Here is a 25,167-nt window from a genome sequence, read left to right on the forward strand (position 1 = left end):
TTGTTCAATTAAACTTTATTTTTACTATTTTTAGATTTAGTTTTTTTACTATTAAATATTTTCATGATTCTTTCATTCATTAATTTAAAAACCTTAATATTACGTGATTGAATAATTAATAATCCACCATATACTAAACAAGTAACAATACTTCCAACAATAATGGCTAAAAAGAATAAAAGAATACTTACCCAAAGCACATAATTAACTGAACTAACTGCACCTAAGATAGCAACAATAGGACCACCATGACCAGCAGCATCAGTTAATAAGAAAGCACCAGCAATACTACCAGCAACAGCACTACCAATAATATTACTAATAATAGCACGTTTTGGATCTCTTACTGCAAAAGGAATCGCACCTTCAGAAATACCAATACACCCCATTAACATTGCTGTTAAACCTAATGTACGTTCACTTTCATTAAAGAATTTACGAAAAATCAAAGTTGTTAAACCCATTCCAAGTGGTGCAACAGGAATAGCTGCAGCTACTGCTCCCATAAATAATTGTGAACTAGGATCAGCAGTTATAGTTGTTGAGGCTGCTAAAAAAGCAACTTTGTTAATTGGACCACCCATATCAAATCCAATCATGGCTCCTAGCAACATTCCAATTGCTGCCATTGCTTCACGTGGCATGTGGGTTAACCCATTTTGAAATTGTTCCATTATTCAACCAATTGGAGCTCCAATTGCATAAATAAAAGTGAAACTAATTAAAAATGTTACTACAATAGGAATAAAGAAAATTGGCATAATTGTAGCAATAGTCTTTGGTACTTTTCAAGTAATAATTCATCTTACTAAATATCCAACACTTGGACCAATTAATAATGCTCCTAAAAATCCAGCAGAAACCTTTGGCTCTAAACCAGCAATTGGATAAACTAATCCTGCTGTATTAGCAACATATGCACTTACCATTGCCGGAACCAAGGCAGCACGTCCTGCAATTGAATTAGCGATAAAACCAGCTAAAATTGGAATCATTAATGTAAAAGCAATACTTCCAGCTTGATTCATAAAATAAAGAAAATGATTATGTGGTAACTTGGAAATATCAAAGTCAACACCATAAACTGCTTTAGCAATACCAATTGATAATGCTAACATAATTCCACCAAAAACAACAAATGGAACCATATAGCCAACACCAGCCATAATATGTTTCATAATTCCCTGTTTATCAGTAGTAAATAAATCATTTGATTTATTTTCTTTTTCCGCTTTTTGTCCCGATTCTGACTTGTTTATTTCATAAGGTTTTGCGTTAGCAAAAGCATCATTAACAATACTTTCAGGATTTTTAATAACTTTGCTAATTTCTACTTTATATAATGGTTTATTATTAAAACGTTCTAATTTTAAATCTGCAACACCGGCCGATACTGCAATAATAACTAAATCAGCGTTGGCAATATCAGTTGCTGTAAAAGCACCTTTAATACCAATACTACCATGAGTTTCAACTTTAATATTATAACCTAAATTTTTTGCAGCAATTTCTAATTTATCTTGTGCAATATAAGTATGTGCTACCCCAACTGGACAAGCAGTAATTGCTATAATATTTTTAGTTTTTTTTGAAGAACCTTTCATATCTTCACTAATAGTTTTACTACTAGTTTCAACATTAGATTTATTATTAATATTTAGTGATTGAATAATTACTTTTTTATCTTTTGAATTAAATAATATTGATTGAAATTCCGGTTTTGTTAATCTTTGTGCCACTTTTGATAAAATTTCCAAGTGCTCATTACCAGCACTTTTTAGTGGCACAATTAAAGCAATAATTGCTTTAACGGGTTGTTCATCTAGTGCTTTCCAAGGAATTGGCTGTTTAAAACGCATAATAAAAATTCCTGATTTAACAATATCTTCATTACGAGCATGTGGCACAGCAACACCACCACCAAAACCAGTAGTTCCTTCTCCTTCTCTTTGTAGAAAACTATTAACTACTGATTTTTCACTAATATTTTTTTTCAAAAAACCTAATTTTTTAGCAGAAGTTGCTATTTCTTGAAAAGCTTCTGCTTGTGTTTTACAATCAGATTCAAGAAAAACGTGTTCTACTGTCAAAATATCATCTTGTTTAGACAACATACTTCATCTCCTTACTTAATAAATATTCATGACATAATATTAAATTATTATTTTAAAAAAAACAGTTTTTTTATTTAAAAAATTAATTAAATTTTTTAATTACTTTATTAGTTTTAATTCTATTTTCTAAATATCAATCTTTATGCTTTGATTTTAATAAATATGTTGTTACTAAATCATTAAAATAAGTAATAGCAAATAATGGAGAAATAAATATTTCTTGTGCTTCATAAAGTCCTGAAGAAACAATATTAAATGTTCAATCAGCATAAGTCACTAATTCAGTTTTATCTTGTGATGTAACAACTGCAATTTTAGCATTATTCTTTTTAGCAAGTTTAGCTGCTTCAACAATAGTAGCGGTTTTACCTGATAATGAAAAAAGAATTATTACATCTTCTGGAATAATTAAAGAAGCATGCATTAAAATACTATCATCATCTTTATTTAAACAGATTGATCGTAAACCAAACCGATATAATTTATTTGATAAATCCTCCGCACCTAAACCAGAATGACCAATGCCTGCTAAATAAATACAAGCTTTACGATTATCATCTATTCAATTAATAAATCTTTGTAATTCCTCATAATTAATCGTTGAATCATTTAAATCCATTAGTTTTTTATAATGTTCTTTTAAAACACTACGATCACCAAAAAACTCACGATTTAAAGCTTTGAAAGTAGTTTCTTGCGCAGCTAAACTAATGATAAATTCACGATAACCTTTAAATCCCAATTTCTTAATTAAATTATAAACAACACTATAACCAACAGTATTTTCTTTAGCCAAAGAACTAATAGTAACTTGATCCATTTTTTGACTATTCTTATTAAGGGAGCGTACCGAAGATGTCGATAAATAAAAATTTTTAAAAATAACTCCTTTCTTTTTTAAACTATTAAATTAAAAAATAAATGACAAAAGACGAGAATAAAATTCTTGTCTTTTTTTGTAATTGTAAAATTTTAAAATTTTTAATAACCGTCTTTAGCACTATTATCAACACGTGTTAGGGAACTAAAAAAGTGAACTACAACACAGTTGTTAAAAATAGTAGCTAGCATGTGGACTTGCATGGATAAATAAAAAGTGGAGTGATACCTAATAAAATATACTAACCAGAAATGGTAATTCTTGGGGTGGGAGCGAATTGGAAACTAGTATATATAGACCCGGAGTGGGGACCAACTATTATTCTTTATTTAACCAACCTTGCCACTACCAAGTGAGCAAGTGTTGGTTTTATTTTTTATTTTTTTTTGAAAAATTTTTGGGCGAGAAAATAAATTTCAAACTTGTAAAAAAAATTGAGCGGGACCGGTTCAATTAAAATATTAATTTGCTAAACGCAAATTAAATAAATATTGAATCGAATGCCTCAATGTTTTTTAAAATTTCACAATTTATTTTTGAGCCCAGAATTGCTGGACTGAATAAAACAAATAGTAGTATTATTAATAATCTAAGAATAAAAATATATGTTCTTTATGCTAGAAGCAACAGAACATATTAGGAAAGGATTATTATGCAAATAGAATTTAAAAAAGAACAAATTGTTAAAGATAAACCACAATCTATTCTTATTGATTATGTTGAATATAAATTATCTCTTCCAAAATGAATGATTAAAAATAATTCTTTTATTGTTGATAACAGTTACACATATTGAGTTTTTAATTTAGAAAATATTAAAAAAGAATTAAGTGGTAATGAATTAATAAAGTTATTAGAACCATATATTAAAGACCAAAAAATAACTGTTAATAAACCAACTGCTCCAAAAGAATATTATCTTAATGATATAAAACTTGAACAATTAACATTTTATGAACAGCATAATAGTTGATTTATGGGTGAAATAACAGATAACAAAACTAAAATTACTAATCCTTGTTTTAAATATAACATTACGTGAGAAGAAAACAGAAAAGGTTTTAAAATAAATAATCCATATAAACATGATGATTTACCAATTAATTATATAGTTACTTCTTATAAGGAAATTTCAACTCATAATGAAAAAGTATTTTTGTTGAACATGTAAACAAAATAAATTAGATTATTTATTCTTTAATACTAATGATATAAAAACAAGAAAATATTTTTTAAGAGATAAAAATAGTAAAGCAATTTGTTATGACTGTATTTTAAATATTAGGTTAAGTAGGAGGTATAAATATGAATAAAGAAAAAATACTTGAATATCTTAAAGATGAATGAGAATGAAATAAAGAAATGAGAGACGATGAAAAAGTAACTAAACTTTGAAAAAGTTGTTTTAATGGAAGATTAAATCTTATATCTCAATTAAATCAAAAAATTAAAAATGGTGAATTTGATTAATAATGCAATATGACTTAATTATTGGGATTGACCCCGCTGGTATTGGTAATAATGGAATTGTTATATATTCAAATGAAACAAATAGGATTATTTATACAGAAACATTCAACACAACACATGTTTTTGAAAGTAAAAATCGTTATAAAAGAATATTATCAATAATCAAAGAACAATTTTTTGAAAACAAAATATTAGTTATTGTAGAAAATTTCTTTTTAAGTTCAAAACAATTATTAACTAATCCATTAGCAACTCCTAAAATTATTGGTTCATTAATGGTATTAGTACAAGATGTTTTCAACTGAGATTATCTAGAAAACCAACCAAAAAATAAAAATAAAATAACAAATTATAAAGGAAATATAAAATTAACAAAACATGAACAAGATGCATATAAACACATTCAATACTATTTAAGGAATTATAAAAATGAAAGATAAAGCCAATTATGTCAAATTAACAGTAAAACTAAGTAACACTATTGAAGCAAAATATTACGAAAAAAGTAATAAAGAATTATATTATAGTGTTCGTGGTCAATGAAATGGTTTAAACTATGTTACTTTAATTTTTAATAATCCAAAATTTTATAACCGATGTATTTTATTAAACAAAAACGATGAAATTATTGTAACTGGTCAAATTTTTAATACTTTAAACATTCCTAAAAATCGTGTATTTTGTTCAATTAATGTTAAATGATTTAAAAAATGAAAAGAGTAAAAAATGATATGATGAGAAATTTTATTAATAGCACCAATATTAATAACAAGTATAACACTAATAATATTTTTAATATTTATTATTAAAGAATTAAAAAATGAATATAAAGTATTAAAAATATTAAGTGAAATTGCTAATCAAATTGAAAATAAGGAGAATAAATAATGAATAAAGAAGTATGTTGTGAAGATTGTTGTGTATGTGATAAAAAACATGATTTATTTACTTGTGAAAAAAACTGCTGAGAAAATGTATGTGAACATTGTTATCAAGGTGATAAAGAACATAGAAATAAAGTTGATGAAATTAATAAATCAAGACATAAAAATTATATTAATAAAGAAAGATTTATGCAATATCTTAAAAACACATATCGCTTAAACGGATATTATGAAGAAGTTTATAAACCAATTAAAACCAGAATTAAAGACCGGTGATTTGATAATGACTAATTATTTACTTTCAATTGACCCAAGTATTAAAAATACTGGATTTACTTTATGAAAAAAAGTTTATTTACATGATAAATATGATTTTTGAAATTGAAAACCAATATTTGTTAAAAGTTATAATTTAAAAGAATATGATGGACAAAGAAAATTTTATTGAGATATAAAAGTTAATGATAATGAATTGGATTTAATTATTGAACGTGGTACTTTTAATTCAAAAAATGGTATTGGTTATGAAACTCAAGAACATTTACGTGGTTTTATTGCAGGACAATTTAATAAATTATTAACAAAAGATATGTTAATAAGTCCAAGTGAATGAAAGAAATGATATGAACGTTATGACCCACCTATTTTTTGATTAAGACCTTGAGATAAAGAACTAAGTATATATGTTGCTGAAGAAATTATTAAAGAAAATAATTGAAATATAAAAATATCAAATCATGATGAAGCAGATAGTTTATTAATTGGTTGATATTATTTAAATAAGGAGAATAAATAATGAATAAAGAAAAATTACTTAAATATATGAAAGATATAATTAAATGAACTAAAAAAATTAATTATACAAACTCTGATTTGGACAAAAATATTTTAAATTTATTAATTGAAAAAATAGAAAAAGGTGAATTTGATAATGACTAAATTAACAGATTTATTTGGTCAAGATAAAATAGAAATATTTTCACCAAATCCCAAAGATTTAACAGATAGTAATGATATAAAAGCAATTATTTTATGAAAATATCCTAATGTTATTGCTGAATATTTAGTTGTTTCTCAACTACATGCAAATACTGCTATTTTAGTTGGTGATAACGTTCACTATACAGGTTGAGTTGAAGTGTTTATTAAACCAAAAAATGAAGGAGTAAATGAAAATGCCAAATGACACGAATGTACAATCAAATAACTATACTTTATTAAAAATAATAAGAATTGGAATAAGTCCATTATCAGCAATGATTGGTACAAGTGCTTATTATGGTCAAATTATTGGTAATCCAGTATTAGGAAGTATTAATGCTTTATTATTTAGTAAAAAGTTAGGAATTGATATATGAAACTTAAATCAAATGCCAAGTACTAAAAAGAAAATATTAAATTCAAGTAAAAAAATATTATTAGGTTTAGGAACTATTGGTTTAATTAATTATGCAAAATTTACAAAAATCAATCCTAATCCTGAACCACCACCTTGATTAACAACTACTACCACAGAAACACCACCATGACCATTATTATTAACTAATGATAATAAACAACAAATGGATTGAGATACATATATTAGTTTAAGTACTTATGGTATATCAAATCTAATTGGTGGGTTAAGTGAATTAATACCTAATAGATTTGAAGTAATAAGAAAAATATGTAATATGGCAACTAGTGGATGTCTAATTTCAAGTGGTGTAGCTATGGGTATAAATAATGATTTTAATAATGCTTATGCAGTACCAACAATAGTTGCTGGTGCAAGTGAAATTATACATAATTTATTACCTATGGAAACTACAAATCATAATCAAGAAATGCAAGAAACATCATTTACAAATGAAACAAGAAGATTAATTAATAGTGATGCTATTAGTAATAATAGTGGAAGTAGTGATGTTTTATATGAAAGATCAACTACATATGATAGTTTATAAAGGAGATGATAACTAATGAATAAAGAAAAATTGATTGAATATTATAACAATGAAATTCAGACATATAAAGAAAGAATGGAACAATTAAATAAAGAAATATCTTTATTGGTAACTATTATAAGTAATTCAAAATCAATGATTGAAAGAATTAATAATGGTCAATTTGACGAATAATTAAAAATAAATAATTGAAAGGAAATAATTGAAAATGAAAGAATTTTTACATGAATTAATTATTATTGGAACAAGTGTAGGAACATTAATTTGTAGAGAATTAATTGTTTGATTTAAAAGATTTATTACAACTCCAAAACATATTAGAAGAAATAATAAAGTGATGAAACATCAAAAAAAATTAGCAAAACTTAATGAAAAAATTAATGGAAAAGAAAATAAATAATAAAGGTGTGATTTAAATGTTAGAAAATGAAACTAATGTTGAACAAAATACTGAACCTTTAACTGAAAATAATAATTTACAACAAGAGCAAGAAATTAAGATTGTTGAATTAGAAAATAAGTTAAATAAACTTAATCAAGAAATTAAAGAAAAAGAAATAATTAATATATTTAAAAAATATCAAGTTAAAAAAGAATTTTATGAATTTTTAAAATTTAAAACAAGTAATATAGAAAATTCAAAAATTGAAGAAACTATTAAAAAAATGATTAAAGAACAATCACTATTTAAAGAACCAATTAATACAGGTGGTAAACAAGAAACAATATTAACAAATCAAGAAACTTCAATAAAAAGTAGTTTATTAGATTATAAAAAGAAAAATAATTTATAAAAGAAAGGAAAATTTAAAATGCCAAATCCAGTGCCATTTAAACAAAATTTAGATAATACTACAAAATTAGTAGAAACACCTGAATTTATAGAATTTTATAAACAATCAAATAGTCCATGAGCAAGTTTTTTTCCAATTGAAATGGTTAATTCTACAAAAATTGAATTTATAGTTAAAAAACCAAAAGACCCAACATTCAAAATACTTCATTGAAATGATAAAAGTAAAGGATTAGAAGTTGGTTATGTTGATACTGATAAAATTATTAAAGAAATTACAAAAGAAGCTAGTACAGGAGAAATGATTGGTGAAGTTGATTTATTTGCAGATAATGGGCAAAATTTACTAGAAAGTATGCAATATGAAGTTGCTAATGATTTAGCAGATTATTTAGCAAATAATGATACAAATACAATTGCTAAATCTGCCAAAAAAGTAATCATTACTGATACAACACCAGTAGGATATTTAAAATCAATGTTATCAGCATGAAATACTTTATTTCAATTAAGAAATAGTAATAATTGTAAATTTTTTATAACAAATAGTCTTTATGATACTTTAGTTTATTTAGCAGATAATAAAGGTTTAATTACTGATAATCAACTAGCACAACAATTAAGATTAAATGGAACAAATTTATATATTAAAGGTGTATTATGTCAAATTGTTATGGATGATTATATGACATTTAAAAATACTGAAAATAAAAATCAAATTATGAATTTTGTTTTAGCAACACCAAAAGCAATGAAAAGATATATGTTACAACAAACTAGTATATATGTTGAAGATATTAAAGATGGTAAAGTTCCAAAAAGATATTTAGTTGGTGGACAAGTAACAGGAGAATCTATTCCTTATATGTCAAACTCAGAAACAGAATCAAGATGAATGTTATGTGGTATTGTTAATAAAAAATATTTAAGTGAAGAAATTACAACATTAACAACTAATATTACTGCTGATACTACTAAAAAGAATAAATTATTAGATACAACAATTAAAAATACAACTGAACTAAATAATTTAAATCCAAATTTAACAACTCCAATTATTAATTATTTTAGTGATGCCCAAGGTCAAGTTGATGTAAGTAATCAAAACCAAAAAGCAGGAGATTTATATGTAGTAATCACTACTAATGACACTGATAAAAATTATCAAGGTTCAACAAATCCTATAAAAATAACTCTTAAATAAGGATAATTATTATGCCAATTGGTACAACTAGTACAGCAATACTTTTAAACATAAATAAACCAAAACATACTAGAACAAGTCAACAACAAGAACATAAAAGTTGATGATGAGAAATTTTAGAAATGATTGGTGTACAAGTAATAGCAGTAGCACTTGCTCCTTTTACTGGTGGATTAAGTGAAAGTTTAGCACTTGGTTTAGGTGCAAGTGATTTACTTGCTAGTATTAGTGCTGTTGGTGTAGAGTTTTTAACTGATTTTACTATTAATCAAGTTTATGATTATTTAAAAGGAAATGTTACACCATTAAATACTTTTTTTAATATATTACCTGCATTTGCTGGACTTAATAGAATTAGTCGTGGTTATCGTACAACTAAATTTATTAGTTTAGCAGAAAAAACTAAAACATTAGAACAAATTGGTATTAAAAAAGCAAAAAATTTACAAGAAATCATTAGTCAAGTAAGTGAAAAACAATTTTTAACAGATAAAATTATTGGAAATAAACGTTATTTATTTAATTATAACCATGCTCCAAATCGCGAAACAATAATACAAAATTTAGGTTTTGTTGCTGAAAGACAATATAAAAATAATTTTGCAAAATTAGAAGTACAAGAATTAAAAAATTATTTATTATTACAAAATGAATTAATAAAGTTAAGTCCACAGTTAACTCCTAAATTTAAAATTAAAGATATTGATAAAGCAAACAATTTTTTACAAAAATATAATACTGATTTAAAAGAAGTATTAAAAATGAACCAACATGACTGATTAAATTTAGTTCATACAATACATGCAGAAAATAGATATGGAAAATCTTTAATTTTAGATTTACAAAAAATTCGTGCTAATGCAATTAAATTTAATTTTAAAAATAGTTCAATTCATAAATTAGTATTAAAAGCAAATCAAACTTTTAAATATTTTGATATTAAATTTTATTTTAAAAAAGGTTTAAATAAATTTTGAAAAGATACTTCATATTTTGAAAAAATAAGAATAAATATTTATAAATTACAAGAGAAATTCGAAAAATTAGAAAAACAAGCATTTGAAAAAATTAATAAATTAAAAGAAAAAACAATTGATGTATTTACAAGTGCTGAAAAGAAAGCAATTAAACATGCACAATTAATTCCATTAAATTCACCAGTATTTATGGCTTGTAAAATTCAACCTTTATCATTAGATAAATGTGGAATTACTATTTATCATCGTAATCCTAAATATAAACCAATTGTAGTTATTGATAGTATTATCAAAGCAGAAACTTTTGTTATTCAAATACATCCATTTCATTGATATAGATGATATAGCGGTTGATATATTGGATATGGAGTTAGTCAAAATAAATGATTAAAAAGTATTGCTTTTGCTCCACCAGTTGTACAACAAATGATTAAAGATAGTTTTAAAATTTATAGGCAAATATTAAGGACAATTAGAACTTATCATAAAGTAGTTAATGTTATTAATAATCCTATTGATAATGTCAATAAATCATTTAAAAGGGTTGGTTTAAAATTCTCAGTTAATACTGTAGTTGGTACTGGATTGTTAAGACATTTAGAAAAATTTGCATATAATCAAGTTGTAAAAAAAGGAAAGAAAAAATTACAAAAAGAAATTATACATATATCACATAGAAAAACTAAATCAAAAACCAAACGTTATAAAAAAGCATTTTTTAAGGAATGATAAAATATGATTAATAAACTTTGAACTGGTGTCAGTTTAGAAAATTATAATAACTGATATCCATTAACTGGAACAATTACAGAAACACCACGACAATATATAAATACATGACCAAATGTTGATGATTGATTTAAAACATTTGCTATTCGTGCTCAAAATGATATTAATGCTTATCTTGATTTTATTTTATCTAAATTTCCTTTTGATAGTTTTAAAGATGAATTAATTAAAGAAACTTTAAGAGATATGGTTTATGTTATGGTTGAACATTGAGTATTTAATCGTACACCAATTGAATTTAATGTTGATGCTACTATTCAATTTAATAATGGTAATCAATTTAGTGCAAGTAGTACTCCTACGATTAATATTTGAGATTTAGCACCTAGTAGAATGAAAATATGAGCAAGATTAACAGAATTAAAACAAATATTTTCAAATTATAATAATGATGAAATAGATGTTGAAAAAATTGACTTAAAAGCATTTTATACTAGAAACCAAGTTAATGAATTAATTCAAGAACAAAAAGAATTTACATTATCAAAGCAAATAAAATTATATGATGATACCATTAATGGTAATAAAAATGAAACATATAGGGGACCAGTTACAAATTTAATAAATAAAGGTTATGTTGCAACAGAATATGACTCAAAAACTGAAACTATGATTTTAGATTGACCTAATGAAATTGGAACATTACCACCTGATGTTTTACAAAACAATCCACAAATTGGTGATTATACACATGCACCAACTTGTGATTTTTCTGCTAAACAACAAAAACGAATTACTACAAATGAAAATGAAATTACCAAATTAAATAGTGAATTAATTAAAACAAACGAAAATATTAATGATGTTAAAAATAATTGATTTAATATTGAAACTAGTCCCTTATGAAAAAAAGTTGAAAATAATAATATAGAAATATTTAAATGATATTTTATTAAAATCAGTTATCAATATTCAACAGAAAATAACTTTATGAAATTTTATAAAGTAATTAAAATTTATTTAAATAATGTTTTTAATGAATTTGAATTGCTAAATGTTGATTCCATGACGTATAGTGAACAAATCCAAAATAAAAGAATTTTAAATACCGGAACGATTTACTATAACAATAAAAAGAAAGAATTTAGTGGTGGCGGTAATTCTTATCCTGAACGTGGAAAAATTAATTTAATTGGTGATATAGAAGAAATATATCAATATCAAGGAATAGATACACCAACTGAATTTATAGCAGAAGAAAATACTGAACATGATTATTATACAAAACTAGAAACAAATCAATTATTAGATAAAAAACAAGATAAGTTAATTGCTGGTGAAAATATTAAAATTGATGAAAATAATAAAATTAGTGCTACTTGCGGGAAAACTGATTTAACTGATTATTATAAAAAAGAAGAAGTAGATAAAAAATTAGACAATAAAATGGATAAAGACCAATTCAAATATGCTTTTTCTATAAATACTATTGGTACTGAAATTCCTAATTTAGAAACTACTGATAAAACTGTTGCTGGTGCTATTAATGAAATTATCAAAAAACAACCACAACCAATTCCAATTCCTCCAAGTAGTTCAATTTGAAAAGAAGTAGGAATAAGAGAAAAAAATAAATGAGATAATTGACAAATTACTTATGATTTTATAGTTAATAAAAGATATAAAGTTTATTATTCTTGAAATATATATAATAATGTTTTTGCAATTAAAGAATTTATTATAACTAATACAAAAATAGCAGGTGTACCAATAGAAGTTTTTAACAATAATACTAATGTCTTAGTTTTATCAGTACAACACTCAAAATTTATTACTATTTATTCTTTAAAAGGTAGCGATAAAGGTAATACATGAAAATTAGAAGAATTACAGGAATAAAATTATGATTTGAAAAATTATAAAAATTATTTTAAGTTTAATTGGAGTTTTATTATCTTCTGCTGTTGCTGGTTTAATTATATTTATTATAGTAAAAATTGTCTTAAAAATTAATCAAATATTTTAGAAAGGAGAAAAAAATGAAACCTTTTTGACCAAGAAAAGATAAAACAAATATTAATAATAATGAAGAAAAATCTAAATTAATTTTTTTAGAAAATAAAAGTACACACACTTCTATTTTAAGTTATTTTGGTTTTAATGATTTTAATCATGAGACTTATTTTACTGATTTTGTTGCTGAAAATAATGCTAATTTATATAATGCTCCATTGGATATTAATAATGAAACTATTAAACAATATTTAATTAAACAAGAATTTTATAGAAAGAATTGAAATTCTATTTTTAAATTAAGCAAATTAGGAATTAGTGGTTATTTAATTTATATTGCTAATGATGATTTATATTTTCAAGTAGTAGATATACAGCAAAGAATTTATGATATTACTGGTAAATTAATTCAATGTACTATTTTTTATGATAGTTATCAACAAAATGCACAAACAGTAAGATTATTTGAAGTTTATAAATTAAATAATGAACAAGTAACTATTAATCGTGCAATTTATAGTATTAGTGATAATAAAAAACAATTTCCTTTACCTTTTAAAGAATATAGTAATAATCCTAATTTAGAACAAGAACAAACATTAAATATTAATTATATTCCAATAGCAATTATGAGAAATAAAGCAAATGAGTTAGCAGATTGTAATAAAGTAATGGATAAAATTAAAGCATTAGATGTTATTTATGAACAAATTGTTTTAGATACTATTTTAAATTCACCAAAGTTTATTTTTGACCAAACTTATGGTAATGCTAAATCTACAATGGATGAAGCCGTAAGAACATTAGTTACTAACAACTATATTTGAAAAACTACTGGTGATAATAATGAAAAAAGTGAAAATATTAATATGACAAGTAGTAATTTTAAAGGTAAAAATTTAACTGATATATATGATTGAAATATTAATGAAATATTTAAACGTTGTGGTATTCATATACCAAGTCAAAAGAAATCAGCACAACAATCGGTTCCCGAAAGTACAGCGGTAAATATTTCAACTATTAATTATATTGAACAAAAATTATGACAATTTAATATTGATATTCTTAAATTTATTCAAATATTAGTACGTTTAGATAAAGATTTATTAAATAGTAAAACATTTAATATTAATGATGAACAAGAAATTAATAACTTAACAGTTAAATTAAAATTATTTAATCCAGAAAATAACCAATTAATAGGAGAAAATAATGGAAAACAACAACAAACCACAAACGAAGTTTCCACAGAAACAAACTAAACTTAATCAAGCAGAAATAGAAAATGATTATTTAATTGATAATATTCCTTATGATTTTACTAATATGATGAGTGCTACTAGTGACCCTGATATTAATAGAGCATACGATGAATTTAAAAAAAGAAAAATTTATATTTATGAAATTGAACGTTTATTTAAAAATAATGAAAATAATAGTTTAAGATTTTCAGCAAATACTATTAAAATAGGTTTTATTGATATTGATAAAGTATTAAAAACTACTGCTGTTGAAACATCTGATTTTACTATGCAATTAAATCAAAGAGCAAGTACTAATATTAATGACAATACAATTGAATATAGTATGACTGATATTAAAAATTTAATATTTCAAGAAATAAATTTATTAAATCAATTTAAGTTATATGCAGTTAGTATAAATGAACCATTAACTGAAAATAATATTGATAATTTATATATTATTAATAATTATTCAGAACCTTATCAAAATCCAAAAACTAGAAGTACTAAAAGTATTACTATTATTAAAATTAAAGACTTTAAAACAAGAGATGGTTATCCAATTATTATTAAATTACAAAAACCACTAGATAAAGACACCAAAGTTATTGGTTTAAAAATTAAAGCACCTAGAAGCATGATTTTTGGCAATATAAAGGTACTTGGTGAAGTCGACAATATGGAGGTATACACAAAGTTATTTGTCAAAGATAAGATAGCATTTCCGCTATTATCAATGCCTATTGAAACTCAACCAAAAGTTAGAATATTACAACAATGATTTAGTGAACAAATATTACCTTGAAATTTAGCAAAACAATTTATAGGACAAGAAAAATCAGTTTTAGATTTAATTGCTATTGGTGGTGGTAGAGAAACAAGAAAAGAAATTATTAATAATGCAAGAGTAACTAATGCTAAAATTGGTTATGATGTTTCTAAAAATTCAAAAGTATGACCATTATCTGATGAACTAGAATTAAAAGATAAAAAATTAGAGTCATGATTTTTAGTAAGTGACTATAATTTATTTATTTCTACAACAAATAAATTTCATGATGTTGAACTAGAAATAAAAGATAGACCACCAATTGATAGTTTACAAAAAGTATTATTAGATATGTTAACTTATACATATACTTATAATAGAAACTTTGATGGTGCATCATTAAGTAATGTTTTAAAAGAAATGAATGATTTAGATAAAATTCGTGCTAAGTTTGAAGGACAAAAACCAAATGAAGTTATTACTAATTTATTTAAACAATGAGAATTAGATTATCCTAACTATACAAATTTACCACAAGTTAAAATATTAAAACAAATAGTTATAATGCTATCAAAAAATATTTATTCAACCATGTCTATTAATAACGGTTTAAATGATGACTATAAATTATTATTACCTTATTATTTTGAATTAAAATCAAATCCTATACATTCTACACCTGATAAGATTTGAGAATTTAAAGATATAAAAGTAGTATTAAAATCTGCATATTTTGATTTTACAGATATCAATAACATTAAACTAAAAAACAATGACATTAGTCAAAATGAATTATTGAAATTAGATGATAATCAATTTAACTGACTATCCATAACTAATGAATTAGAAAGCAATAATATACCATCATTAATTCCGGCAGATTGAACATTAGGTAATGGTGAATATGGAAAATATTTTACAAGATTAATTATTAACAAAAATAAAACCGAAAATGCTTTAAATTTATATGGTTCAAATAAATCACAATTATTTTCTAAATTAGAATTTTATAAAGAAGTTTTACAAATTGACAATAATAGTGAATTTGAATTACAAATTGAAAATCCAATTAATAACTTAAATCGAATTGAAGTTAGCGGACTATTTGGTGCTGGTAATTATGATTTAATTTTAGTAACAAATAAACAAGAAATAAATTTAAATAATATTAATTTATTTGATAAATATAATGAAAATATTTCTTATATAAATTTAGAAATTTAATTATCAAAATATCCATCTGGATAAATACCATCTCATTTTACTGCATCATCAGTTAATTTATTTGATGCTCAGTAAAGAGTAATTTTATGTTTATTACTTACTGGTCTTGCTCAAATAGTTGCCCCCCAGTGTGCTTCATGGTCGTAATCATAAAAATATGTTAATTGATTATTTTTATTATATGAAACTATTCCTAAGATTAAACCGGTAACACCAGTTATTACAGCAAATGATAATGATATTTTTTGAAAATTTGTTTTTATTCATGTTTTCATAATAAATATCTCCTTTTTTCCTTGATTTTACTTTTAAATTGTACTATTTTTGATTATTTTTACAAGTATGCTTTTAAAAGCAAAATAACGCCTAAATTAAAGGTGTTTATTTTTTGATACGTATACTATTAATTGTATTGCACTTATTTATTATATTGCAAATGTGAAGATACTTTTTTTTACAGTAGCATTATTTTTACCCCTAATTACATTTTTATATGGATATAATGCATAAAATAATGCATCATAAGGGTCTTGATACATATTTTTGTCAGGAATGTTAGTTTTGGTTTGGTCATAACGTAATTCTTCTAAACATTGAGTTGTTTTTGGTAAATCATCTTTATTTGCATAAAAGTTTCCATAACTCATAATATTTCTCATTCAAACTACTCTATTAGTTAATCCGGCTTCTTGATTTAAATTTGAAGCATGTTTAATAGCGGTTTGTGTTATTAAAATAGTATTGTGTTCATCAATTAATTTTTGATTTAATCAATCCATTGCTGTTCTTGCTTTATCATCATAAAAATAAATTGCTTGTTCAAAATTTTCAAAATTATCCATTAATCCTAAAATTTCATTAACATAAGCATTAATTTTTTCATTTTCATTTATAAAATCATTTGGAGTAACTACTAATTCACAAATAATATAAGCATCATAATAACCAGTATTATTATATTCTTTAAAACCAACTACCATAAATACAGTATGGTCTTTTGGTCCCGTAGCTCAATCAATACCAACACTATAAAAATCAAATTTATACATTTCTTTTTCTTGATTATAAAATTGTTTTAAATCATATGATTGTCAATATTTTACTGTTTTTTGAAATGGGAAAATTGTTGCATCGCTATCTAAAAATTCAAAACCATAATAAACAGTATTATATTCATCTGGATTACTTTTTTCCATTTCTAATAATGTTCTTTGTTGAATGTCAGGTAATTTATTTCAAAATGGTTGAATAGTAAATCTTAAAACAAATAAACCTAAACCACTAAACATATCTTTATTTTCATAATAAACTTTACCAACTTTTTTAAGATTTTTCATGACTTCATCATTTAATGGTAAAAATGGTGTACAGTATTTTAAATAAAATGGATGATATTTATCATAAGGATTACATGTAAAAGTAATGAAAAAACTTTTATAAAAATAACGAGTAATCTTTTGTCCAAAGGTAGAACTATATATATTTTTATCAATAAATGTTCAACTTCACTCTTTAATAGGTTTATTTGATACTTTAATACGATTACTTCTAAACATAGAGTTTTGTAAACGTTCATATCGATATGTTAATTGTTTTTCAGTTAATGTTTCTTTTTCTTCTGCCATAATAATTTCATCTGTTCTTGAACCTAAAAAACTTGACCCACCTGCTTCTTTTCCAAAAATCTTATTACCATTAGCATAACCAATAAAGTCAATTTGTTGATTACTTGGAAAGATAATACATCCCCCATCCTTAGTAATTTTTCATTTAATGCCATGTGGATTATTAGGTAATAAATTAATATTATATGTATCTAATAAAACTTGACAAACATTCATTAAAGCACCAATTGTAGTTTCACTATGAGTATTTTCATATCTTCTTACTTCTTGAACACTACTATCTCTAAAATTACAACATATAAATAAATCAAATGCTAAACAGTTTCAAGTTTTTCTTGTTCCACGTGCTGTTGGAACAAAACGATAAAAACAATTAGTAGTAAAATATTCTGCTCATTCATCACCAACAAATTCTTTAAAAATATCTCAACTAAAACCATAATTATTATCACTAAAATTAAGATTATATTTTTTATTTAATTGTCCATAACTACTAATAAAAGCCATATTTACTCCTTATTTTTTAAAAAAAATTAAACTTAAATTATTAACAAACAAAAATTAGAAAGGAACATTAAAAATGTTTATATTACCATTCGCAAATCATTTTGATTGAGACAAACATGATTTTAATCAAGATGAATTAAGTTTAAAACAAACAGAAGAATTATTTGCAAAAATAGATGATTATTTATGAAGTATATGTGATAAATCTGAATATAAATCATATAGATTTAGACAACGAAAATTAAAAGCAAAAAAAGGTTTATTAACTTATAAACGACGTATTTGTACACATTATAACACAAAAACACAAAAAATGGAGTACGTATCATTATTAGATAATTATCTTGGTGTTAAAAAATATAGTAAACTTGCACCTAACGTTATTAAACAAATTTTAAAATATTTTGCTGATGGTAAAAAGTATCGTGATGTTTGTGATACTTTTATTGAAGATTTAATAAGTAATAGTACAGTTTGTAGAACATATCAAAAATTTGAATTACCAAAAGCAAATATTCCCAAAATACCATTACAACCAAATCAAAATTTATATGTAAATATTGATGATGGTCATCGAAAATTTAAGTTAAATTGTAAAAAATGTTCGATGAGATTAATAGTAATGTGTACTGGTAAAAAGAAAAATGGAAAATTAATTAATAAAAGAGCTGTATGTAAAATAAGAGTTTCAAAAACAGAAATTGGTGCTGAAAAAACCGCAAAATTAATAGAAAAATATGGTAATTTATTTTTTGAAAACTTTGACCAAGCAAATTTAATAGTTTGTGGAGATAGTGCAAAATGAATTAGAAAAACTGCTACAATTTTAAATGCTAAATTTATTTTAGATAAATTTCATGCTTTTCATGTTTTATTTCTTGGTATAATGGCAGGAAGAAGAAAAAATCAAATTGCTAAATTACACTATCAAAATGCAATAAATTTATTTGCCAAAGGTCAATATTATGAATTAATTGATTTTTTACAATTATTAACTTTACAATATAAAAAATTAAAAGTTGGTTATTTTATTAATGCAAAAGATGGTGTATTAAACCAAGCATTAGTTGAAAATATTGGTTGCTTTACTGAAACTAATATTAAACAAATTTTAAAGCATATGATTGGTGATAGAACTTATAACATTGATATGTATACAAAAATGGTTAATTTTAAATGTTATCAAATAAATACAATTATCCAGTTATTATAAATTAAAACTTAAATTTAAAAAATAAATAAAAATAAAATAAAACTTATTAAAGAAAACTTTAATAAGAATTTTTGAGTTATAAAAGTAAGTATTATTGTTGACTAATATTTTTGAAGTGTTAAGATTAACTTACAATTGCATATTGAAGTCTAAATTATTCTCGTCTAAACTTATAATTTAAAGACAAATTTGAATATTATTGACAACATCGGTATGCTCCCCTTATTAATATAGTTAATAAGAACTTTTTCTTTTTTTGTGAAATTATTTTCTTCCTTTGATACTCTAGATCAAAAATTATCATTGATAAGCATGTAAAAGCTCCTTTTTAAACTAATGTAAAATATTTAAATATTATTATTTTTTAATTATGTGATGAAAATGGATCATTAATATAATATGGTTGCAAATCTTCCATGTTTTTTACTTCGATAAAATATGGTGACAACTTTTGAAAATTTTCCACAATATTACACTTTTCTAAATTTTCAATTATTTTATAATCTAGTAAATCACTAATAATACCAATTTTAGCATTTTCATCTACTAATTGCGGCTGAATAATTATTTTTCCATTATCACATACTGCCAAATAACTTTTATTATTGTATGCTGACAAAACACTTATTGATTTTATTAATCCTGCCTGTAATAATAAACTATTAATAGTAAAAACCGTTAAAAAACTATTCAAAACTTTAAGTGTTTTGACAAAAGTAATTGCTACTCTAATTCCAGTATAACTGCCAGGACCATTTGCAATAACTACTTTTGAAATATCTTTTAATTTTATTTTACATTTTACAAGTAAATTAGTAATAGTTGGAATTGCCAATTCTGTTTGTTTTTGTCAAGCAATAAATGATGAACTTGCTAAAATTTTATTAGCTTGCAAAATCACCACTGTTAATTTGTTATTTGTTGTATCTAAATATAATTGATACATAACATCACCTTATTATTTCATTTAGTTGCTATTAATAATTTTCTAATATCTTACATACTTATTATAATATCATGTATAATGTAATTAAAATAGAAAAAATATAGAATTGTGAGTTGATCCATATGGGAATAGGAAAAAATATAGGATTTAAAAGTAAATTTTCTGATTTTTTACTTTGATCTGGACTAATTATTGCTGTTATAGGTCTAATAATGCAATTTGCAATAGTTTTAATTGAGTATAAACCAATAACAGTTGGAACACCTAATCCTCATAATTTATGAACTCCAGATGGCCCATGAGTTGGTATTTGAACAATGATTTCTACCTTTACTATTCAGTCAAATTTTTTAGTTTTTCTTTTCTTTTGTTTTGTATTAACAAATCGTTTTCATGACAATCGCGCACAATTTGTTTTTGGGCGCTTTTCATTAGCAATTACTGTTTATATTACCGTAACTCTTATCGTATTTTTTGCTGTATTATTTAAACCAATGATAAATAATTTAGATAGTAGTAATAGTATTAGCATATTAAATTTTATAAATACATTTTTATTACATTTAATAGTACCAGTGATAGTGATTTTATATTTTATGTTTTCTGCTGGTAAATACTACTGAAAACTTGGAAAACAAACATATCTTTGAATACCAATTATTTCTATTTACATGTTTGTATATTTAGGTTATGCACTTGCTAAAGGAAATTTTGTTGGTTTTTTAAGAAAAGGAACAACAGAAATTGATTATTCATTTCCATATCCATTTTTAGATTTTCATAAAAGTTTAACTACTTTCTTTATTTATATCTTTGCAATTTTAATCTTATACATAATTTTGATGTTACTTTTTACTCTTTATAATAATATCCTTTATAAAAAAAATAATAAACCAATAGCGGCTTTAAGAGATACAAATTTTTAATGTAAAATAATTTATAAATAAAGTGTACTAGTTTATAAACTAGTACACTTTATTTATAAATTATTTATTATTTAAAAAATATTGAAAAATAATTGTAGGGAGGAATATATATTTGTGAAAAGTAAAAATTTGAAATTGTATTATTTTTTTTAAATATTATTTTGTTATTTTTTGCCTCCTTTTTCTTAATATATTTTATTTTAAAATTATATAAAAACTCCTTGTATAGCATATATAGTATACAAGGACTTAAAGTCAAATATAAAATTAAAACCGGCATTACCTAAATATTTTCTAAACATTTATAAATGCTATTTTTATTGTAACTCACTAAAAAGAAAAAACAAGTAATAACATTTTTTACACTTATCATTTTATATTTTTATATAAAATATTGTTTTTTAACAAGTACTACTTAAAAATAATAAACTTTATTTTAAATATTTCTTTTTACGAATAATAACAACAACTATTGGAATTATAGTTAAAAAACTAATAATGAAGCCACAAATGATAATAATATTTCAATTATTAACTAACATCTTAGTTGTTAATGATATATTAACATCTCAGGGACGATCTGAATTATTACTTTGTAAATAATTAACATAATTTTGTTTAGTAATATCACCTTGATATTGAATAAATCATGATAAAAACTCACCAGCAGCATTATTTTTTAAATCTTCAATTTTAATACTATTATTAGTAGCACTAGTTAAATATTGTTGAAAACCCGCTAATAAATTATTAGTTTTTTCAAAAAAATCAGTACAATTTGGAAAATTAGGTATTTTTGTATTGCTTCTATAAACAGTAATATATTGTTCAGAAGCAGCTTGACGTTGTAAGTCAGATGTATCTAAACCTATACAATAAACTTGAAAATTACTTCCTTGATTAAGAGTTAAATTATCACCATCTTTAATAGGTGTTCCCAAATCATTTTTTGCTTTTTGTAAAGTTTGTGAATCAACTTTTCATTTTAATCAATGTTGTTGTGAATCACTAATATTTACTTTAGCTTTCTCAATGGCTTTATTCATAACTATTAATGTATTTTTATTATCTTGTGAATTATTTTGAACTAAATATTGAGGTACAATTACAGGATTTTCTTTAACTTTTTCATCACTAATAGTACTAAATTGAATATTTGAACTATTATTTGTTAACTTAATAGTTTTACTATAACCACTATCTTTAACACTAACATTAAAACTAGTTGATTTTAAATGATCATCTGGTTTATGATTTAATATTGCATAACTAATTGAATCATTATCAACAACTTCATCCTTTTTATCATTTATTAATAATTGTTCATTCTTATCATTTTTATTTTTTGCTAAAATAGCTAACATTGGTTGATTAGTATCATTGGGATTACCATTATTAAGTGGTAAAATTGCTAACCGATCTTGAACACTTTTATGACTATTTAAAAAATCATCGCTCGGTTTAATCATATAAGGAATACTAAAATAATTATTAAAATCTGCCCTAGGATTTACCGTTGCAAAAATACCATTGTTAATCTGCGCTGGTAAACTATTATCATGGTAACCAACATAAACATAGCCAAAACTAACAATATCATTAAAACTTTGTTTAGCAACACTACGACCAATAACTTTATCAGTAAAATATTTAATACCATTATCTGGCAAGATATTATTAGCTTTGTTTTCAATTTGTTCCTTAAATTTCTTATTAACATCTTTACTAATATCATCATTTGGATTATTATTAACCTTATTAATAAGGTCTGATCAATCATTAAATTGTTCTGTTATTACTTCTTTATGCAATCTAATAAAATCTTCATAATTATTATTAATTGAATTTCAAGTATTAGCTTCACTAATTAAATTTTTATTATTTTCCTTAACAGTAATATGAAACCCAGAAAGTTTGTTACTCTCATTAACAGTACTAATATTAGATTGATGATTAGTAACTATCATTAAACTACTAGTAAGAGATAATGCCAAAGCCAAACTTATTGTTTTAAAACTTTTAGTTTTTTTAAAACTAAAAGATAAGAAATTTGTCATTATGATTACTCCTTTTTTACCTATTATTTGTGTTTATAATTATAATATTAAATTAAGCATATTTAATTAAATACTTAAAATCTTAGTTTTAATAAAATAAAACTAAGGATATATAATCAATTATTAAACTTTTTGTTAAATCAACATATATAATTTTAATACTTATATAATTACTTATATATTCATTAAAATTATAAGGATAAAAATTATATCCTTAACATTAATAATAAACTTTATTAGCAAAAAATCAAGATTAAATAATTAATAAGTTAATTTTTTTAACTTATTAGGTGTTTTAAATAATCAGTTAGTAAATATTAATAGTGATAAGGAAAAACTTGATATACTAAATAAGTAGCATATTCAATCATAATAAAAAATTAAATTTCCTATCAAAAATTTAATTAAATTTAATTCTAATATAAATAGGAGAAAAAATATGAATTGAAAAAATAGTAGTGAATACCGATTAAAAAAAAGAAATCTTATTAAATTTATTTGACGTTTATTTGGTCTACTTATTATTTCTTTATTCTTAATTTTTGATTTAATAATTACTATTAATTATCCCAATGCTTTCATTGTTCCTAATGTTGATAAACCAACTGAAAGATTAGCAATTTATTATTTTTATTTTACAACTCAAACTAATTATTTAGTACTCATTTATTTATTTGCTTTTTTATTTGAAAGTAAATTTAAAGAAAATTCAAAACCAAGTTTTTATATTTTATTAAGCATTACTATTTATATTACAATTACAATGTTAGTATTTTGAATAGGTATCATTAGTAATAGCCAAGAAAGAAGTAAATATGGAACTGATATTTATTTATGATTTAAAACAATAATTCTAAATCTAATTATGCCAATTGTTATGATTTTAAATTTTGCTTTATCATGTGGACGTGATTTTTATTCACTAAAAAATCATCATAAACTTTATATGTGATTTATCTTATTTTCTCCTTGTTTAACATGTAGTACACCACGAACCATTACCATTACTACATAAAAACAAGGAGAAAATATTAATACTTGTTATCCTTACTTTTTTTTCAACTACCAAAAATATGGTGTAGGAGTATTAGTTACTGCTATTATTTTTCTGTTAATTATTAGTATTGGTTTACAATACCTTTATTTATGAATTAATAATATACAATATAAAAAAAGCATGATGATGATAAACCAAATTTTCCAATCATTACTTATCCTTATGGTTTTAAATTATAAAAAAATAAAATAAGGCTTTTAATTTCTAAAGCCTTATTTATATAATTTATTAAATATTTTTAATTATTCATTTACCATAGAAACTACTTCTTCTGGTTTATTAGTAACTGGAAGATATTTACCAATAATTAATAATACACCTGAAGCAATATTAAGTCCTAAAAAAATAATATTAATACCACTAATAAAATTAAAATGTGATGAAAACATAGCTATTAAAGAAAAACCTGCTAAAACTAAAGTTACAATTCCAACAGCTAAACCACTATTAGCATTTCCTTTTAAAACATTATTGCACATGATAATTATTGCAATTAAAAGTCCAAAAATCAATCCAACAATAAATATTGTACTAACTCCTGATGTTAATGAAGTGTGATCATATTTTGTAAAACTGTTAAAAATGA

General features: G+C 23.2%; 30 protein-coding genes. 23 read left to right on the top strand and 7 right to left on the bottom strand.

Going from position 1 to position 25,167, the window contains the following annotated elements; genetic code table 4:
* Positions 1–8: 8 nt before the first annotated feature.
* A complete protein-coding gene (locus AACK83_RS04590; protein ID WP_338959588.1) occupies positions 9–2,114 on the bottom strand; it encodes a fructose-specific PTS transporter subunit EIIC in 2,106 nt (701 codons plus the stop codon).
* Between the two features lie 82 nt (positions 2,115–2,196).
* Positions 2,197–3,015, bottom strand: a complete 819-nt coding sequence (locus AACK83_RS04595; RefSeq protein ID WP_338959806.1) for a MurR/RpiR family transcriptional regulator — start codon at positions 3,013–3,015, stop codon at positions 2,197–2,199.
* A gap of 487 nt (positions 3,016–3,502) precedes the next feature.
* Here AACK83_RS04595 and AACK83_RS04600 point away from each other — a divergent pair, with 487 nt between their 5' ends.
* The 20 genes from AACK83_RS04600 to AACK83_RS04695 all read left to right on the top strand — a co-directional run bounded on the left by AACK83_RS04600 (position 3,503) and on the right by AACK83_RS04695 (position 16,250).
* Complete coding sequence (locus AACK83_RS04600; protein ID WP_338958596.1) at positions 3,503–3,634, top strand: hypothetical protein; 132 nt, start codon at positions 3,503–3,505, stop codon at positions 3,632–3,634.
* A 12-nt stretch (positions 3,635–3,646) separates the two neighbouring features.
* Positions 3,647–4,165, top strand: coding sequence for a hypothetical protein (locus AACK83_RS04605; protein ID WP_338958598.1), 519 nt, complete (start codon positions 3,647–3,649; stop codon positions 4,163–4,165).
* A gap of 134 nt (positions 4,166–4,299) precedes the next feature.
* Positions 4,300–4,464 (top strand): hypothetical protein, encoded by a 165-nt coding sequence (locus tag AACK83_RS04610; RefSeq protein ID WP_338957566.1) that lies wholly within the window; start codon positions 4,300–4,302, stop codon positions 4,462–4,464.
* Between the two features lie 2 nt (positions 4,465–4,466).
* Positions 4,467–4,904: a hypothetical protein gene (locus AACK83_RS04615; RefSeq protein ID WP_338957565.1), complete on the top strand. Its 438-nt coding sequence runs from the start codon at positions 4,467–4,469 to the stop codon at positions 4,902–4,904.
* Positions 4,894–5,187, top strand: coding sequence for a hypothetical protein (locus AACK83_RS04620; RefSeq protein ID WP_338958601.1), 294 nt, complete (start codon positions 4,894–4,896; stop codon positions 5,185–5,187). Before AACK83_RS04615 ends, AACK83_RS04620 begins: the two co-directional genes overlap by 11 nt.
* A 3-nt stretch (positions 5,188–5,190) precedes the next feature.
* On the top strand, positions 5,191–5,352 hold the full coding sequence (locus tag AACK83_RS04625; protein WP_338957563.1) for a hypothetical protein: 162 nt from the start codon (positions 5,191–5,193) through the stop codon (positions 5,350–5,352).
* Positions 5,352–5,639 (top strand): hypothetical protein, encoded by a 288-nt coding sequence (locus AACK83_RS04630; protein ID WP_338959591.1) that lies wholly within the window; start codon positions 5,352–5,354, stop codon positions 5,637–5,639. The genes AACK83_RS04625 and AACK83_RS04630 overlap by 1 nt, the downstream gene beginning before the upstream one ends.
* Positions 5,632–6,144: a hypothetical protein gene (locus AACK83_RS04635; RefSeq protein ID WP_338957560.1), complete on the top strand. Its 513-nt coding sequence runs from the start codon at positions 5,632–5,634 to the stop codon at positions 6,142–6,144. The genes AACK83_RS04630 and AACK83_RS04635 overlap by 8 nt, the downstream gene beginning before the upstream one ends.
* The gene (locus tag AACK83_RS04640; RefSeq protein WP_338957559.1) at positions 6,144–6,287 is read left to right on the top strand and encodes a hypothetical protein; all 144 of its coding nucleotides are present in this window, start codon (positions 6,144–6,146) and stop codon (positions 6,285–6,287) included. Before AACK83_RS04635 ends, AACK83_RS04640 begins: the two co-directional genes overlap by 1 nt.
* Positions 6,280–6,555 carry a hypothetical protein gene (locus tag AACK83_RS04645; protein WP_338958604.1) on the top strand — a complete coding sequence of 92 codons (276 nt, stop codon included), beginning with the start codon at positions 6,280–6,282 and terminating at the stop codon, positions 6,553–6,555. The genes AACK83_RS04640 and AACK83_RS04645 overlap by 8 nt, the downstream gene beginning before the upstream one ends.
* Entirely contained in the window at positions 6,524–7,294 is a 771-nt protein-coding gene (locus AACK83_RS04650; RefSeq protein ID WP_338958606.1) for a hypothetical protein, read from the top strand. Before AACK83_RS04645 ends, AACK83_RS04650 begins: the two co-directional genes overlap by 32 nt.
* Positions 7,295–7,309: 15 nt before the next feature.
* Positions 7,310–7,468, top strand: a complete 159-nt coding sequence (locus tag AACK83_RS04655) for a hypothetical protein (RefSeq protein ID WP_338957552.1) — start codon at positions 7,310–7,312, stop codon at positions 7,466–7,468.
* Positions 7,469–7,502: 34 nt separating this feature from the next.
* Entirely contained in the window at positions 7,503–7,694 is a 192-nt protein-coding gene (locus tag AACK83_RS04660; RefSeq protein ID WP_338957816.1) for a hypothetical protein, read from the top strand.
* Between the two features lie 16 nt (positions 7,695–7,710).
* Positions 7,711–8,088 (top strand): hypothetical protein, encoded by a 378-nt coding sequence (locus AACK83_RS04665; RefSeq protein WP_338959593.1) that lies wholly within the window; start codon positions 7,711–7,713, stop codon positions 8,086–8,088.
* 18 nt (positions 8,089–8,106) lie between these two features.
* Positions 8,107–9,291, top strand: a complete 1,185-nt coding sequence (locus tag AACK83_RS04670; RefSeq protein ID WP_338958609.1) for a hypothetical protein — start codon at positions 8,107–8,109, stop codon at positions 9,289–9,291.
* A gap of 11 nt (positions 9,292–9,302) precedes the next feature.
* Positions 9,303–11,000, top strand: a complete 1,698-nt coding sequence (locus AACK83_RS04675; RefSeq protein ID WP_338959595.1) for a hypothetical protein — start codon at positions 9,303–9,305, stop codon at positions 10,998–11,000.
* A gap of 3 nt (positions 11,001–11,003) precedes the next feature.
* Entirely contained in the window at positions 11,004–12,896 is a 1,893-nt protein-coding gene (locus tag AACK83_RS04680; RefSeq protein ID WP_338958614.1) for a hypothetical protein, read from the top strand.
* Positions 12,897–12,900: 4 nt separating this feature from the next.
* The gene (locus tag AACK83_RS04685) at positions 12,901–13,023 is read left to right on the top strand and encodes a hypothetical protein (RefSeq protein ID WP_338957828.1); all 123 of its coding nucleotides are present in this window, start codon (positions 12,901–12,903) and stop codon (positions 13,021–13,023) included.
* Between the two features lie 13 nt (positions 13,024–13,036).
* On the top strand, positions 13,037–14,275 hold the full coding sequence (locus tag AACK83_RS04690; protein ID WP_338958617.1) for a hypothetical protein: 1,239 nt from the start codon (positions 13,037–13,039) through the stop codon (positions 14,273–14,275).
* Positions 14,226–16,250, top strand: a complete 2,025-nt coding sequence (locus AACK83_RS04695; RefSeq protein ID WP_338958620.1) for a hypothetical protein — start codon at positions 14,226–14,228, stop codon at positions 16,248–16,250. Before AACK83_RS04690 ends, AACK83_RS04695 begins: the two co-directional genes overlap by 50 nt.
* On the opposite strand, the gene AACK83_RS04700 is transcribed toward AACK83_RS04695, so the two are convergent.
* Positions 16,247–16,525, bottom strand: a complete 279-nt coding sequence (locus AACK83_RS04700; protein WP_338959597.1) for a hypothetical protein — start codon at positions 16,523–16,525, stop codon at positions 16,247–16,249. The two genes, AACK83_RS04695 and AACK83_RS04700, sit on opposite strands and share 4 nt — an antisense overlap.
* A 150-nt stretch (positions 16,526–16,675) precedes the next feature.
* Complete coding sequence (locus tag AACK83_RS04705) at positions 16,676–18,382, bottom strand: hypothetical protein (RefSeq protein WP_338958622.1); 1,707 nt, start codon at positions 18,380–18,382, stop codon at positions 16,676–16,678.
* Between the two features lie 73 nt (positions 18,383–18,455).
* On the opposite strand from AACK83_RS04705, the gene AACK83_RS04710 reads away from it, so the two are divergent.
* Positions 18,456–19,595 carry an Mbov_0401 family ICE element transposase-like protein gene (locus tag AACK83_RS04710; RefSeq protein ID WP_338959599.1) on the top strand — a complete coding sequence of 380 codons (1,140 nt, stop codon included), beginning with the start codon at positions 18,456–18,458 and terminating at the stop codon, positions 19,593–19,595.
* A gap of 364 nt (positions 19,596–19,959) precedes the next feature.
* Here the strand turns inward: AACK83_RS04710 and tsaB are convergent, their stop codons facing one another.
* Positions 19,960–20,541 carry a tRNA (adenosine(37)-N6)-threonylcarbamoyltransferase complex dimerization subunit type 1 TsaB gene (tsaB, locus tag AACK83_RS04715; RefSeq protein ID WP_252320355.1) on the bottom strand — a complete coding sequence of 194 codons (582 nt, stop codon included), beginning with the start codon at positions 20,539–20,541 and terminating at the stop codon, positions 19,960–19,962.
* 122 nt (positions 20,542–20,663) lie between these two features.
* Between tsaB and AACK83_RS04720 the strand changes: the two genes are divergently transcribed.
* Positions 20,664–21,467, top strand: coding sequence for a hypothetical protein (locus AACK83_RS04720; protein WP_252320357.1), 804 nt, complete (start codon positions 20,664–20,666; stop codon positions 21,465–21,467).
* Positions 21,468–21,898: 431 nt separating this feature from the next.
* On the opposite strand, the gene AACK83_RS04725 is transcribed toward AACK83_RS04720, so the two are convergent.
* Positions 21,899–23,524 carry a hypothetical protein gene (locus AACK83_RS04725; RefSeq protein WP_338959602.1) on the bottom strand — a complete coding sequence of 542 codons (1,626 nt, stop codon included), beginning with the start codon at positions 23,522–23,524 and terminating at the stop codon, positions 21,899–21,901.
* A gap of 439 nt (positions 23,525–23,963) precedes the next feature.
* On the opposite strand from AACK83_RS04725, the gene AACK83_RS04730 reads away from it, so the two are divergent.
* Positions 23,964–24,539: a hypothetical protein gene (locus AACK83_RS04730; RefSeq protein ID WP_338959605.1), complete on the top strand. Its 576-nt coding sequence runs from the start codon at positions 23,964–23,966 to the stop codon at positions 24,537–24,539.
* 284 nt (positions 24,540–24,823) lie between these two features.
* Here AACK83_RS04730 and AACK83_RS04735 read toward each other — a convergent pair whose 3' ends face one another.
* The gene (locus tag AACK83_RS04735; protein WP_338959359.1) at positions 24,824–25,060 is read right to left on the bottom strand and encodes a hypothetical protein; all 237 of its coding nucleotides are present in this window, start codon (positions 25,058–25,060) and stop codon (positions 24,824–24,826) included.
* Positions 25,061–25,167: the final 107 nt, after the last annotated feature.

The sequence above is a fragment of the Spiroplasma endosymbiont of Tiphia femorata genome, assembly GCF_964020225.1.
Lineage (GTDB): Bacteria > Bacillota_I > Bacilli_A > Mycoplasmatales > VBWQ01 > Spiroplasma_E.